Genomic DNA, 14,869 nt, shown 5'->3' with positions numbered 1-14,869 from the left:
CGCGAAACCTGTGGGAGCGGGCTTGCTCGCGAAAGCGGTGTATCAGGCGACATCAATGTTGACTGTGCCGCCGTCTTCGCGAGCAAGCCCGCTCCCACAGGGTCCGCGCCTGACTGACTGGCATCGACTAAATGGTGGGCTTTTTGTTGGCCGTAAAAAAGGCAGCGCGTTCGTAATCCCCCCCAACACCATTGACCAGAAACACCGGCTCCTCCAGATAATCGAGTCCTAGCCGGTTTTCGAACATTTCGTCGCGTAATGCCGCCGTGGTGAAACAGCCCAGGTCCAGGGCGGTGGCCAGCAGTGAAAAGGTCTGACTCAGATGCCCGGCATCCATCAGCGCCACCCGCAGTGCGCGGCTGAATTCGTATTTCCAGGCCATCCGCTCGACCCGCGCCGTGGAAACGAACACCGCCGCCGCGTCCTTGATCCACGGCTGCCCGCCACAGGCCTCGCTGATCCAGGCCCGCGGATCCTCCTGGGAAAGCAACTCAAGCCCGTGACGGCGTACCGAATAGTGATAAAGACCCCGCTCGACACCTTGCACATTCATCAGCACCGCATACACCTCCGTGCCCTGCAGCGAACCGCCGGCCGGCGAGGTTTTCTTCAGGAAGTAGTCTCCCATGCGGTTCGGCTCCATGACTGTCGCGCCCCAGGTGTAGTAGAGCAACAGAGACAGCTGTGCCGAACTCAACGGCTGGTCACTGAAGGTTCGCGACGTGCGGCGATTGCACAGCGAGTCCAGCAACGTCGGCTGAGCGATCGCGCAGGAAGTCAGTAGCGGGTTTTCCAGGGCAATGAACGGATGGGACCAATAGTCCTTGAACGTCGACGGTTGGCGTTGCATCGAGGCCTTTTGCTCAAGCTCCGTTTCCAGCTCGACAACGCTGATGTAGGGCGTGTGCGAGCCGGTCCGGGTACTCAGGTAAAACTCCAGCGCCGCGTCCCAGTGGTCCCAAAGGTCGAGCGAATGTTTAGCCTCGTCAGGCGATTGATTCGCGACGGGCAGCAAAACGCCGTGGCTGACCAGCGTCCTCAGGAACGCCAGGTTGTCGTCCTGCGCAGGACTTTGCAAAACACCCGGCAGCAACAAGGCACTCTCCAGCGTCTGCGGGCTCAGGAAGTGGCGCAGTAACGGCAGAAACGTCACGCCAAACTCCAGGCTCAGGTCCTGCTGCCGATCCCGGATAAAAAACGACGTCGGGCCGATGCTGAGCCAGGCGCTCTCCTTGAGTTTCAACAGGGTCTGCGCGCCCTCCGCTGACGTCTGTTGCGCACCCTGTTTATCGCCCTGTCTATCGCACCCCTGCCAGAACAGCGCCTTGGGTTTCAAGGACTTGATGGCCTTGATCAACGTCAACAGTTCCGCGTCATTGGTTTTGCGGGAAATATCCCACTCAAGGGTGATGGCTTTCACCGGGGATGATGCAAACAAATCACGCAAGATGTCCCAATCCCGCCGCGGATGGCCGGTGTGAATTTCAATCAGCCGGTCCAGCGGCAACGAACGCAAATACTCGTTCAGGTCGTAACCCTGGGTTCTGGCGGTTGCGATCGCGCTGTCGAGATCCAACAGAAAGCCCGAGCCGCTGCGCTCCACCACACTGCAGATGAACTCGCCTTCGGACTGCTCTTGTGCGTCGCGCAACGAAAACAACCGCGGCGCGTTTTCAAGCACCAGCAGCGTTGCCGTGAGTTCGCGCAATTCAATCGCATTGGCCACCACCGTGTCAGCCACCTCCTGGGCCAGCGTCGGCAAAATAAAGTGCTGAGTGTCGCCACCGTGGAAACGCGACCAGGAAATATGCTCGGCCAACCACGGCGAGCGGGTTTTGTCGCACAGTCGCCGTGTCATGTGCAGAAACTCGCGATCCATCGCGATACCCACGCTGCCCAGGGACAAACTGGACGAATGCAGCAAGCTCGGTGTTTGAGCGCCGACGTCGAGCAAGCGTGGTTCCAGGATGCAATGAGTCGGCTGAAATTCGACGTAGTCGAAGTGCGGCAGACCTTCAGTGAGAATCCGTTCGACGGTTGGATCAAGCCCTTCCTGCGACCTGTCATCCTGAGCACCGCGTCGCGGCAAGTGGTACTCCAGCCCCACCCCTGCCTCGGGAAATTGCGAAGCATCAAACATCGCCATGATCGCCTCCCAGGCTTAAGCAGTCGCACCCAACGCGCGTTCAGGCACAGTCGCCGACGCCGTCTGCGCCAACAGCCCGGCGTGCTTGCTCTCCAGTGCTCTGACTTCTTTGGCCAGGCTTTCCAGAAGCTGGCGTCCCTGAGGCGTGAAATCGCCACTGGCTTCCAGTTCCGGCAAGGCCCGGGTCAAACCCCGCATGATGAACGCCAGACGGTTTTGCGCTTGCTGCAGTTCATGGGACGAACGCAAGCGGACCCGCTCCAGGTATTTGACCAACGCGATATACACGTAAAACGCGTGAAAATAGCCATACAAATCACGCTTCTGCCCCGACCAAGGCAGGGTGAACGACGCTTCCCGCGAGGCGTCTTCGTCGATGACCGGGCACATTTCGACAATGTAGTAGAGCAGTTGATGAGTGGCCTCATGCACCAGGGATTCTTCCAGATCGAGTATCGAATTGTCCCGGCTCGACAACAGGATGACCCCGGTGTAACGGGAAGCCGAACAACTTCGAAATGAACCATCGGGCAAATAACAAATAGACTTGACCAGTTTTTTAAACCGCTCATGGCAGGCCGGCCAGGTGTGCTCTATTCGCAACAAAGCAATGTTCACGACATCGCTAAAGAAACGCACAGGGTGGCCACTACGCTCCAGTTGTTTACGGGCCGCTTCATCTTCCGGAAACTCATAACTGGGTGGGGTCGCCATCGCGATGAGCGGATCGACATCGAATCGATACACCGGTGGGCAATCATGAATTACACGGGGTTTGTCCTTTGATTTTATACGAGCCAGCACTTCGGGGAACTCGATCAGCATTTTCTCCAACGCGGCCGTCTCTTCAGACTTTTTGGTCAACACCAGATTGGTATAACGAAAGGTCAGCCCATGCCACACTTGAAACACCGGATCATTAATAATCAGATGTTGTTCCTGAGACGGGAGCACTATAAGGTTCACGGCGTGTTCAAAAAAGCCCGCCAAGTGCGGCGAGTCGGGAAACAGTTTGAAAAGTTCAGCATACAGCACAGTAAAGGTCGTATAGCGATTTCGACTGACACGCTCCAGCAATACTTCAAATCGTGAAGACTCCGTATCAGGGAGAAAGGTCGTGCCCTGAAATAAATCGTCGACGGATAGCTCACGTTGCCCACAGTTCCCGATATCCATTTTTCAAACCATCCCTTTAGGCTGACAGCAACGGCTTCGCCATCGTCAGACTGGCGACGCCATAACCGAGTTGTTCATAAAGACGACGAGCAGCATTGTTGCGACCAAAGACATGCAAGCGCACTTCTTCGCACCCGGCCTGGCGCGCCCACGATTCGGCGGCCAGCATTGATTGTCTGGCATACCCCTGATGGCGCTCGCCGGGCTCAATGTATATATCCAGAATAAAGGCAATCGGCCGGATACCGGCGTGTCGTTGAGCGATCCACAGTTCACCAAGATGTCGATTTTCGTCCTTGATCACCCAAAGTTGATTGTTTTCAGACAGTCGCCCTTGCGGCAACAACTGCTCGAAGACATTCCTGGACTTTTGCAATGCCTCTTCCTCGCCCCATTCACCTGAGGCGACCATGCCCTGGCCATACTCGGCAACGGCTCTTTCGGTAAAAGTCACGAAGTCTGCATTGTCCATTGGAGCCAAGGTGACAGGCATGGGTCATTCACTCCTTGCTCGACCACGTTGCGTCATGGCATTGAATCGAGCCATTTGACGTACCTCGGAAATCGACCGGCTTTCCGTGGGACGCCAAACGGCATCACCGGTGTTTAATCCATTTGCGCTTGTACATTCTGCTGATCGAAAATCGCAGCATTACCCAGTTTGTCGCGAATACCCGCGCCGGCACTTCCCAGCTTTACAGTATCAATGTTCTTTACAGCTGTGAGTTCCGCAGCAGTTAAATGCACGCCAATTCCTTTTGCAGCCGCCTCGGCATCTGCATGCAGTTGTGCAGCGAATTCCTTATCGATAAGGGCGCGACCTACAACCGAAGCAAGACGCTCCTGATTAACAGCTCTTGTGGCCATGGTGTTTCTCCTTGTTATTTCGGCATGACAAAAATGTACTCCTGACGATGCACAAGATTTCCTTTGCCCGCCCTGAGGATTTTGAATATAGCAAGGCCTCCTTTCTTTTCCAGCCACATCAACGACTCCCTTTAAATCTTTTCACGATAACCGACAACACCAATCATTAAGTTTAACTGGCGATTATCCATATGCCTTTAATAACAGAAAGAGCCGTGGGAAACTTCTTACCACCAAAGTATTAAGCACTCCCATCTAACTTCAACATAAATGAACAAAGCGTCATTAACAGAACACAAATCCTGCCCCCCATTATTCTCCCGGATAACTATGGGATTTAATTAAGAATGCCTAATTCTGACCGTGACCCGGCAGGCGTCGATTAGTGTTCGTTAATCGCCCAAAATCCCATTTTCCCCGATTGAATCCCCTCACCGATCCCTCGCACCATTGCCGCACCTGCAAAAACCAACAACAACAGGTCCGACACCATGACTACACGCCCTACCCGCTCCGGCTGAGCTTGTCCGCTCGTTTATCCGAATTCGATTTTTTGTCTGCGACCTCTGGTTGCGGCTGCGTACTGCGTCATTCCTGATAATTAGAGAGACCCGAGCCCATGACTCCCTCCACCCCGCAGTATTTCTTTCCCAGCCTGATCGCCATCGCACTGGCCGGTGCGGCCCTGCCCGCCATGGCCGAAGAATCCGGCTTTGTCGAAGGCGCCAAGGTCAACCTGAACCTGCGCAACTTCTACATCAACCGTAACTTCACCAACCCGACCAAGAGCCAAGGCAAGGCTGAAGAGTGGACACAAAGCTTCATCCTCGACGCCAAGTCCGGGTTCACCCAGGGCACCGTCGGGTTCGGCATGGATGTGCTGGGGTTGTATTCGGTCAAGCTCGACGGCGGCAAAGGCACCGGCGGTACGCAGTTGCTGCCGCTGGATCACGATGGTCGCCCGGCGAACAACTTCGGTCGCACCAACGTGGCGTTCAAGGCCAAGCTGTCCCAGACCGAAGTGAAGGTCGGCGAATGGATGCCTGTGCTGCCGATCCTGCGTTCGGACGACGGGCGCTCGCTGCCGCAAACCTTCCGTGGCGGCCAGATCACCTCAAAGGAAATCGACGGCCTGACGCTCTACGGCGGCCAGTTCCGCGCCAACAGCCCGCGCGATGACAGCAGCATGAGCGACATGTCGATGACCGGTAAAACGGCGTTCACCTCAGACCGCTTCAACTTCCAGGGCGGCGAATATGCCTTCAACGACAAGCGCACTCAGATCGGCCTGTGGAACGCTGAACTCAAGGACATCTACAACCAGCAATACGTCAACCTGATCCACACCCAACCACTGGGCGACTGGACGCTGGGCGCCAACCTCGGGTTCTTTTATGGCAAGGATGACGGCAGCGCCCGGGCTGGCGAGCTGGACAACAAGACCTGGTCGGGCCTGTTCTCCGCCAAGTACGGCGGTAATACCTTCTATGTCGGCTTGCAAAAGCTTACCGGCGACAGTGCCTGGATGCGGGTCAACGGCACCAGCGGCGGCACCTTGGCCAACGACAGCTACAACGCCAGCTATGACAACGCGAAGGAAAAATCCTGGCAACTGCGCCACGACTACAACTTCGCCGCCCTTGGCGTGCCGGGCCTGACCCTGATGAACCGCTACATCAGCGGCGACAACGTCCACACCGCAACCACCAGCGACGGCAAGGAATGGGGCCGTGAAAGCGAACTGGGCTATACGGTGCAGAGCGGCACGCTGAAAAACCTCAACGTCAAATGGCGCAACTCCACCATCCGCCGGGACTTCAGCAACAACGAGTTCGATGAGAACCGGTTGATCGTCAGCTATCCGATCAGTTTGTTGTAAACCTCACTACCGCCATCGCGAGCAGGCTCGCGCCCACAGGGATGTTCGGTGAACACAAAATCAGCGTTCACGCCGCACACCTGTGGGAGCGAGCCTGCTCGCGATGGCAATCTTTCAGCCGCATCAATATTGAATGTACGGCCGTCATCGCGGGCAAGCCCGGCTCCCACAGGGATCTTCGGTGAACACAAAATTAGCGTCACACCGCACAACTGTAGGAGCGAGGCTTGCCCGCGAAGGCGTCAGCTCAGGCAACACAACTTTCGCGGATCACTCCCGCGATTCAACCCCCAACTCATCCCACACCGACTCGGCCAGGTGGAACGTCGCATTGGCCGCCGGGATGCCGCAGTAGATCGCGCTCTGCATGATCACTTCCTTGATCTCGCCACGGGTCACGCCGTTGTTGGCGGCGGCGCGCAGGTGCAGTTTGAGTTCTTCGTTGCGGTTCATGCCGATCAGCATGGCGAGGGTGATCAGGCTGCGGGTGTGGCGCGGCAGGCCCGGGCGGGTCCAGATGTCGCCCCAGGCGTGACGGGTGATCATCTCCTGGAACTCTGAGTTGAACTCGGTCAGCGCGTTCAGGCTGCGGTCGACATGGGCGTCGCCAAGTACCGCGCGACGGACGTTCAAGCCCTCGTCGTAACGTTGTTTCTCGTCCACAACAATCCCCTCAATGAGCTGACAAAAACGCCAGTACTCGATCGCTGAACGCAGCGCCGGCCTGGACGTTGGACAGGTGCGCGGCGTAGAACTCGGCGTACTCGGCGCCCTGCACATGTTCCTGAATGAAATGCCCGCCGGACGGTGGCGTCACCGCGTCTTCGGTGCCGGCGATCACCAGCAGTGGCAGCTTGATCGAGGACAACTGATCGCGGAAGTCGGCATCGCGCACTGCCGCGCAGTTGGCCGCGTAACCTTCAGGCGAGGTGGCCGCTAGCATGTCGGTAATCTGTTTCGCCGCCGCCGGATTGGCTTCAGAAAAATCCGGGGTAAACCAACGCGCAATCGACGCATCGCGCAGGGCAACCATCGCCGCCGCGCCGTCACGCAGCACGGTTTCGATCCGTGGATTCCACACTGATGGATCGCCGATTTTCGCCGCGGTGTTGCACACGATCAGTTTGTTCAATCGCTGACTGGCATTGATCCCCAGCCACTGGCCGATCAACCCGCCCATGGACAGACCACAGAAATGCGCGCGTTCGATGTGCAAGGCATCCAACAGCGCCAGCACGTCGCGGCCCAATTGCTCGATGCTGTACGGCCCCGGTGTCACCAACGATTGGCCGTGACCACGGGTGTCAAAACGCAGCACGCGAAAGTGCTCGGTGAACGCCGGGATCTGCGCGTCCCACATATGCAGGTCGGTGCCCAGTGAGTTGGACAGCACCAGCACCGGCGCCCCGACAGGTCCATCGAGTTGGTAATGCAGTTCGCCCTCGGCGAGTTGTACGAATGCCACAGCAGTCTCCTTCAAGCAGTCAACGCAAAATGTTCAGACACCGCTCGCTCGACCCAGGTGTGGGCCTGACCGAGGTAATGGGCGGGATCCAGCAGACGATCGAGTTCAGCGTCCGACAGCTCGGCAGTCACCTGCGGCTCGTCGCCGAGTACCGCGCGCAGATGACGTTGCTCGGCCACTGCGCGCTTGCAGCATTGCTCCAGCAGATGGTGCGCGGTGTCGCGACCGACCCGTTGCGCCAGGACGATGCTCACGGCTTCGGCCAGCACCAGGCCCTGGGTCAGGTCGAGGTTGCGCGTCATTCGCATCGCGTCCACTTCCAGCCCGTCGGCCACCAACAGCGCTTGCTGCAGGCTACCCGACACCAAACAGCAGATCTCCGGCAGGGTTTCCCACTCGGCATGCCACAGGCCCAGACTGCGTTCGTGCTCCTGCGGCATCGCGCTGAACAAGGTCGAGAGCAAACCCGGCACCCGCGTCGCCGCACCGATCATCACCGCGGCGCCCACCGGGTTGCGTTTGTGCGGCATGGTCGAGGAACCGCCCTTGCCCGGTGCCGAAGGTTCGAACACTTCGCCGGCTTCGGTCTGCATCAACAGGCTGATGTCGCGGCCGAGTTTGCCGAGGCTGCCGGCGATCAATCCAAGCACTGCGCCGAACTCCACCAGACGATCACGCTGGGTGTGCCAGGGTTGTTCCGGCAAGGTCAGTTGCAGTTCTGCGGCCAAGGCTTCGGCAATCGGCATCGCCTGTTCGCCGAGTGCTGCGAGGGTGCCGGAGGCGCCACCGAATTGCAGCACCAGCAGGCGCGGTTTGAGTTCCAGCAGACGCTGACGGCTGCGCGTCACCGCCCCCAACCAACCGGCGATTTTCATGCCGAGGGTGACGGGCGTCGCGTGCTGTAGCCAGGTGCGCCCGGCCAACGGCGTGGCGACGTAACGCCAGGCCTGGGTCGCGAGGGTTTCCCCCAGCTGCATCAGATCAGCTTCGATCAATTCCAGCGCGCGGCGCAGTTGCAGCACCAGGCCGGTGTCCATTACATCCTGGCTGGTCGCGCCCAGATGCACGTAGCGCTCGGCTTCGGCATCGCTCTTGGCGATCTGCTTGCCCAGTGCCTTGACCAATGGAATCGCCGAATTACCTGCCGTGGCAATCGCCTCGCCAAGGGCGGTGAAGTCGTAATGCTCGGCCCGACACGCTGCGTCGATAGACGCGACGGCCGTCTGCGGAATCAGGCCAACTCGTGCCTCGGCCCGGGCCAGTGCTGCTTCGAAATCAAGCATGGCCTGAACCCGGCCCTGATCGCAGAACACCTCACGCATGTCGCGTGCCGTGAAGTAGGCATCGAACAATTGATTGCCCGGTCGCTGGTTCATAAACAGTCCTTGCAGGCGAGAGCCGGTCAGGCCCCCGCGTAAAGATCAAAGGTCGTGGTGCAAATACTTCGCCTGTTTCGGCAGACGCAGGCTGAACAGGAATGCGATCGCCATCATCACCGTCACGTACCAGTAGAATGAGTTTTCCATGCCCACGGCTTTAAGGCTCAGCGCCACATACTCCGCCGAACCGCCGAAGATTGCATTCGCCACTGCATACGCCAGGCCGACACCGAGTGCGCGCACTTGCGGCGGGAACATTTCGGCTTTCACCAGACCGCTGATCGAGGTGTAGAAACTCACGATCGCCAGCGCCAGGGTAATCAGTACAAAGGCCAGGAATGGACTGGTGACGCTTTTCAGGCTCAGCAGAATCGGCACCGTGAACAGCGTACCGAGGGTGCCGAACCAGAGCATCGAATTACGCCGGCCGATCTTGTCGGCCAGCATGCCGAAGAACGGCTGCATGCACATATAAAGGAACAGCGCGCCGGTCATGATGTAGCTGGCGGTCTTGGCGTGCATGCCGGCGGTATTCACCAGGTACTTCTGCATGTACGTGGTGAATGTGTAGAAAATCAGCGAGCCGCCGGCGGTGTAGCCCAGCACGGTGATGAAAGCTGCCTTGTGATCGCGGAACAGCGCCAGGACACTGCCGGCGTCCTTGTCTTCGCGCATGGCCTTGCTGCTGGTTTCCTTGAGCGAACGACGCAGGAACAACGAAATCACCGCGGCCACGGCGCCCACCACGAATGGAATCCGCCAGCCGTAGGCACGCAATTCATCCTCGTTGAGCAACTGTTGCAGGATCACCACCAGCGACACCGCCAGCAACTGCCCGCCAATCAGCGTCACGTACTGGAACGAAGCGAAGAACCCGCGCTGGCTCTTGAGAGCGACTTCGCTCATGTAGGTCGCGGTGGTGCCGTATTCGCCCCCCACCGACAAGCCCTGCAGCAAGCGCGCGAACAGCAGCAGGATCGGTGCCCAGACGCCGATGCTGTCGTAGGTCGGCAGGCAGGCGATGAGCAACGAACCGAAGCACATCATCAACACCGAAATCATCATCGAGTTCTTGCGCCCGTGCTTATCCGCGACACGGCCGAAAATCCAGCCACCGATGGGCCGCATCAGAAACCCGGCAGCGAAGACGCCCGCCGTGTTCACAAGCTGCACCGTGGGGTTATCGGAGGGGAAAAACGCCGGGGCGAAATAGATCGCGCAGAAGGCGTAGACGTAAAAGTCGAACCACTCGACCAGGTTGCCGGACGAGGCACCGACAATCGCAAAAATTCTTTTACTGCGTTCTTCACCGGTATAGAGCGCTGTGAGGGTTGTCATCGTTTTCACTCTTTTGGGGACCGTGAGAGTCTAGACACACTTTGCAACAATTGTGGCGAGGGGGCTTGCCCCCGTTGGCTTGCGAAGCAAGCCCTGAATCGGTTGGCGCGGCCTGTCAGGCAGACCGCGCTAACCGATTTACGACTGCTTCGCAGCCGAACGGGGGCAAGCCCCCTCGCCACAAAAAGCTCCCTGGCCAGTAGAGCCCTCGTCACTCAATAATCAAAAAACACTGTCTCCGCATCCGTCCCCTGCAAAATCACATTCCACTGATAAACACCCGCAGCATCCTGCTTCGCCAACAACGTGCTGCGGCGCTCGGCAGGCACGCATTCCAGCAGCGGATCCGCTACGTTGGCCGGTTCGCCCTCAAAGTAAATCCGCGTCAGCAGGTGCTTCACCAACCCGCGAGCAAACACCAGCACCACCAAATGCGGCGCCTGGGTCGTGCCTTTCAAGCCTTCCACCGTGCCCGGTTTGATCGTGGTAAACCGGAACCGCCCTTGTGCATCTACCGGTACCCGGCCAAACCCTTCGAAGTTCGGGTCCAGGGGTTTGTCCTGATCGTCTTCGGGGTGGTCGTACTTGCCGGCGGCGTTGGCCTGCCAGACTTCGAGCATCGCGTCGTTGACGAAGTCGCCATTGCCATCGACGACTTGCCCGGTGATCGCCACGCGCTCACCGAGGGTCTGTGCAACGGTCAGGTCTTCGCGGTTCAGCCAGGTCAGGCCAATGTGGTAATACGGCCCGACGGTGTGGGACGTGGTCGCGTTCAGCGTCATCTTATTTCTCCATCGGCGTGGCTTCGCGGCCGCGCAAGACGATGTCCCAGCGATAACCGAGGGCGTAGGAAGGGATGGTTTTTTCCAGGTCGAAACTGGCAATCAAACGCTCTTTGGCGCTGGTATCGGGCACGCAATTGTAGATTGGGTCGTAAGCCAGCAACGGGTCGCCCGGGAAATACATCTGGGTCACCAGGCGCGTGAGAATGCTCGGCCCGAACAGCGAGAAATGGATGTGCGCCGGGCGCCAGGCATTGGGGTGGTTGCCCCACGGATAAGCGCCGGGCTTGATGGTCTGGAACTGATACCAGCCATCGGCGTCGGTCACGGTGCGGCCAGTGCCGGTGAAGTTCGGGTCCAGCGGGGCATCGTGCAGGTCGCGCTCGTGGTTGTAGCGACCGGCGGCGTTGGCCTGCCAGATCTCTATCAGAATTCCCGGCACCGGCAGACCGTTTTCATCCAGCACACGGCCGTGGATGATGATTCGTTCACCCAGTGGTTCGCCCTGATGCTGCGCGGTCAGGTTGTTGTCCTGCTCCTGGATGCGCTCGGCGCCGATGGTCGGCCCGGTGATTTCCGACAGCGAATGAGGCAAAAACACCAACGGCTTGGACGGCGAGCGAAGGTTGCTGGATTGATAAGGAGGGTGCAGGTATTCCGGCTGAGTGCCCGCCTGCGGGCGACGGTAACCAGGTTTGTCAGTCATTGCGCTTTCCTCAGTTCTTATTAGTCGCTTCTGTGCGTCAGACACGTTCGATCGCCAAGGCCAGACCCTGGCCAACACCGACACACATGGTCGCCAGACCTCTCTTGCCGCCGGTCTTTTCCAGTTGATGCAGCGCGGTTAGTACCAAGCGTGCACCACTCATGCCCAGCGGATGGCCCAGAGCAATGGCACCACCGTTCGGGTTGACCTGGGCAGCGTCATCCGCCAATCCCAGTTCACGCAGCACGGCCAAACCCTGGCTGGCGAAGGCTTCGTTAAGTTCGATCACATCGAAATCGCTGACCGCCAGGCCCAGACGCTCGGTCAATTTACGCACCGCCGGCACCGGCCCGATACCCATCACTCGCGGCGCGACACCGGCGCTGGCCATGCCGAGCACTTTGGCACGGGCGGTCAGGCCATGTTTTTTCACCGCATCGCCGGAGGCCAGAATCAGCGCCGCCGCACCGTCGTTCACACCGGAGGCATTACCAGCAGTGACGGTTTTGTCCGGGCCGTTGACCGGTTTGAGTTTGGCCAGGGTTTCCAATGTCGTGTCAGCGCGTGGATGCTCGTCCTGCGTGACGACATTTTCCCCCTTCTTGTGGGCAATACGCACTTCAACGATTTCTTCGGCGAAAAATCCTGCGGCTTGCGCGGCAGCCGTGCGTTGCTGGCTGCGCAGGGCGAAAGCGTCCTGATCCTCGCGGGAAACTTCGTAATCATCGGCCACGTTATCAGCGGTCTGCGGCATCGCATCGACGCCATACTGGGCTTTCATCAACGGGTTGATAAAGCGCCAGCCGATGGTGGTGTCTTCCAGCTTCATGTTGCGCGAGAACGCCGCATCGGCCTTGCCCATCACGAACGGTGCGCGAGACATGGACTCGACGCCGCCGGCAATCGCCAGCTCCATCTCACCGCTGGCGATCGCCCGGAACGCCGTGCCGATCGCATCCATGCCCGAAGCGCACAGGCGGTTGAGGGTGACGCCCGGAGTGGTTTCCGGCAACCCAGCCAGGAGCAACGCCATGCGTGCCACGTTGCGGTTGTCTTCGCCGGCCTGGTTGGCGCAACCGAGGAACACCTCGTCCACCGCGCTCCAGTCCACCGACGGGTTGCGCTCCATCAAGGCCTTGATCGGAACGGCGGCCAGGTCATCGGCGCGAACCGTCGACAGGCCGCCGCCGAAACGGCCGATGGGGGTGCGAATGGCGTCGCAGATATAAACGTCACGCATCAGGCTTCTCCGGGTGCTTGGCCGTGGGCCGCAGCGGTGCGGGCTTCCAGATCGCGCAGAGCGGTCAGCTCGACATCGGTTGGCTCGGCGGTGTTTTCCACCTGATCGGCAAAGCGAATTGCCCAACCGGTGGCAGCAATCACTTGCTCGCGAGTGACGCCTGGGTGCAGCGCGGTCACCACGAACTCATGAGTGTCCGCTTCGGGTTCCATGATGCACAGGTCGGTAATGATACCGACAGGACCGGCGCCCGGCAGGCCAAGACGCTTGCGTGAATCCCCGCCCTCGCCATGACCGACCGAGGTGATGAAGTCGAGTTTGTCGACAAAGGAGCGCGCCGATTGCTTGAGGATGATCAGCACGCTCTTGGCGGAACCGGCGATCTCCGGCGCGCCACCGGCACCCGGCAGGCGAACTTTCGGCTGATGGTAGTCGCCCACCACCGTGGTGTTGATATTGCCGAAGCGGTCGACTTGCGCGGCACCGAGGAAACCGACGTCGATGCGTCCGCCCTGCAGCCAGTAGCGAAAAATCTCACCGGTCGGGACGACAGTGTCGGCGGTTTCCGCCAGTTCGCCATCACCGATCGACAGCGGCAGTACGCTCGGCTTGGCACCGATCGGACCCGATTCGTAGATCAGGACGACGTCTGGCGAGGAAGTCAGCCGCGCCAGGTTGGCCGCTTTCGACGGCAGGCCGATACCGACGAAGCACACCGAACCGTTTTTCAAACGGCGGGCGGCGGCAACGGTCATCATTTCGTTGGTGGTGTAGGTCATTACTTGGCCTCCGAAGCAGCGGCCAGCTTGGCCTGGAACTCGCTGAAGTCAGCGCAGCCGTGGATGTACTCGTTGATCCACGCGGTGAAGGTTTCACGATCGCGGGCAATCGGGTCCCAGGCCTGGTAGAAGCGGTTGTCACGCTCGGTGTAACCGTGGGCGTAGGACGGATGCGCACCACCCGGTACGTGGCAGACCGCGCTCAAGGCCCAGGTCGGCAGCACGCAAGCGTTCATCGGCGCGTTGAGGTCGTCGACGATTTCTTCGACAGTGACAATGCAGCGCTTGGCGGCCAGTGCGGCTTCTTTCTGCACACCGAGAATGCCCCAAAGCAGCACGTTGCCTTGGCGGTCGGCCTTCTGCGCGTGAATCACGGTGATGTCCGGGCGCACCGACGGCACCGCCGCCAGCACTTCGCCGGTGAACGGGCAGGTAACGGTTTTGATCAGCGGGTTGACCTTCGGCAGGTCGGAACCGGCGTAGGCACGCAACACCGCGAACGGCAAGCCCGAAGCGCCCGCGACGTAGGCATTGGCCAGGTCGGCATGGCTGTGTTCTTCGATTTCCAGCGCATGCGGCCACTGCCGCTCGACCGCGTCACGCAGACGGTGCAGTGAGCCCACGCCGGGGTTACCGCCCCAGGAGAAAATCAGCTTGCGAGCACAACCGGCACCGATCAACTGGTCGTAGATCAAGTCAGGCGTCATCCGCACCAGGGTCAGGTCTTTCTTGCCCTGGCGAATGATTTCATGACCCGCCGCAGTAGGAATCAGGTGAGTGAAGCCTTCGAGCGCGACAGTATCGCCGTCGTTGACGAATTGCTTCACCGCGTCATGCAGCGAAAGGATTTCAGCCATGGGGCAGGCTCCCGTTTTGTTATGAACCGACAGTGGTAGAAAAAGGCGCGAGGTTCAGCGCCGGAATGACTGCAGATTAAGCCCCTGGAAAACCCCAAACAATCCGATAATCGACTGAGCGTTCGTTTATCGAACAGATTGTTATCTCCCTACCGATCCTGAAAAGCTTCGCGGGCAAGCCTCGCTCCTACAGATGTGTAGGGTCGCGGATATCACGCACATCCCGTAGGAGCGAGGCTTGCCCGCGAAGAGGCC

General features: G+C 59.4%; 14 protein-coding genes. 1 reads left to right on the top strand and 13 read right to left on the bottom strand.

The genetic code is table 11. The features are described from left to right. Positions 1–127 precede the first annotated feature (127 nt). From ACA044_RS06385 to ACA044_RS06370, 4 genes are all read right to left on the bottom strand, one after another. The gene (locus tag ACA044_RS06385) at positions 128–2,146 is read right to left on the bottom strand and encodes a multinuclear nonheme iron-dependent oxidase (RefSeq protein ID WP_497445613.1); all 2,019 of its coding nucleotides are present in this window, start codon (positions 2,144–2,146) and stop codon (positions 128–130) included. Positions 2,147–2,161: 15 nt separating this feature from the next. Beyond that, positions 2,162–3,322, bottom strand: a complete 1,161-nt coding sequence (locus tag ACA044_RS06380) for an aKG-HExxH-type peptide beta-hydroxylase (RefSeq protein ID WP_497445612.1) — start codon at positions 3,320–3,322, stop codon at positions 2,162–2,164. Positions 3,323–3,338: 16 nt separating this feature from the next. Continuing rightward, entirely contained in the window at positions 3,339–3,815 is a 477-nt protein-coding gene (locus ACA044_RS06375; protein ID WP_497445611.1) for a GNAT family N-acetyltransferase, read from the bottom strand. 113 nt (positions 3,816–3,928) lie between these two features. After that, positions 3,929–4,189: an Os1348 family RiPP precursor gene (locus ACA044_RS06370; RefSeq protein ID WP_497445610.1), complete on the bottom strand. Its 261-nt coding sequence runs from the start codon at positions 4,187–4,189 to the stop codon at positions 3,929–3,931. 619 nt (positions 4,190–4,808) lie between these two features. On the opposite strand from ACA044_RS06370, the gene ACA044_RS06365 reads away from it, so the two are divergent. Further along, entirely contained in the window at positions 4,809–6,068 is a 1,260-nt protein-coding gene (locus ACA044_RS06365) for an OprD family porin (protein ID WP_497445609.1), read from the top strand. Positions 6,069–6,338: 270 nt separating this feature from the next. Here ACA044_RS06365 and pcaC read toward each other — a convergent pair whose 3' ends face one another. The 9 genes from pcaC to ACA044_RS06320 form a co-directional block, all read right to left on the bottom strand. Further along, positions 6,339–6,731, bottom strand: coding sequence for a 4-carboxymuconolactone decarboxylase (gene pcaC, locus ACA044_RS06360; RefSeq protein WP_017336845.1), 393 nt, complete (start codon positions 6,729–6,731; stop codon positions 6,339–6,341). Between the two features lie 10 nt (positions 6,732–6,741). Next, a complete protein-coding gene (gene pcaD, locus ACA044_RS06355; protein ID WP_497445608.1) occupies positions 6,742–7,533 on the bottom strand; it encodes a 3-oxoadipate enol-lactonase in 792 nt (263 codons plus the stop codon). A gap of 11 nt (positions 7,534–7,544) precedes the next feature. Beyond that, complete coding sequence (locus ACA044_RS06350) at positions 7,545–8,909, bottom strand: 3-carboxy-cis,cis-muconate cycloisomerase (protein ID WP_497445607.1); 1,365 nt, start codon at positions 8,907–8,909, stop codon at positions 7,545–7,547. Between the two features lie 45 nt (positions 8,910–8,954). Beyond that, entirely contained in the window at positions 8,955–10,250 is a 1,296-nt protein-coding gene (locus tag ACA044_RS06345; RefSeq protein WP_497445606.1) for an MFS family transporter, read from the bottom strand. Positions 10,251–10,465: 215 nt separating this feature from the next. After that, positions 10,466–11,032 (bottom strand): protocatechuate 3,4-dioxygenase subunit alpha, encoded by a 567-nt coding sequence (pcaG, locus tag ACA044_RS06340; protein ID WP_497445605.1) that lies wholly within the window; start codon positions 11,030–11,032, stop codon positions 10,466–10,468. A 1-nt stretch (position 11,033) separates the two neighbouring features. Further along, positions 11,034–11,738: a protocatechuate 3,4-dioxygenase subunit beta gene (pcaH, locus tag ACA044_RS06335; protein WP_497445604.1), complete on the bottom strand. Its 705-nt coding sequence runs from the start codon at positions 11,736–11,738 to the stop codon at positions 11,034–11,036. 37 nt (positions 11,739–11,775) lie between these two features. Further along, complete coding sequence (pcaF, locus tag ACA044_RS06330; RefSeq protein ID WP_497447174.1) at positions 11,776–12,981, bottom strand: 3-oxoadipyl-CoA thiolase; 1,206 nt, start codon at positions 12,979–12,981, stop codon at positions 11,776–11,778. Beyond that, positions 12,978–13,757, bottom strand: a complete 780-nt coding sequence (locus tag ACA044_RS06325) for a CoA-transferase subunit beta (protein ID WP_008005876.1) — start codon at positions 13,755–13,757, stop codon at positions 12,978–12,980. Before ACA044_RS06325 ends, pcaF begins: the two co-directional genes overlap by 4 nt. Then, positions 13,757–14,614: a CoA transferase subunit A gene (locus ACA044_RS06320; protein ID WP_018926877.1), complete on the bottom strand. Its 858-nt coding sequence runs from the start codon at positions 14,612–14,614 to the stop codon at positions 13,757–13,759. Before ACA044_RS06320 ends, ACA044_RS06325 begins: the two co-directional genes overlap by 1 nt. Between the last annotated feature and the right edge of the window lie 255 nt (positions 14,615–14,869).

The organism is Pseudomonas sp. LBUM1673 (genome assembly GCF_059695645.1).
Note: the sequence above shows the minus strand (reverse complement) of the source record. Positions and strands in the feature narration are given on the sequence as shown.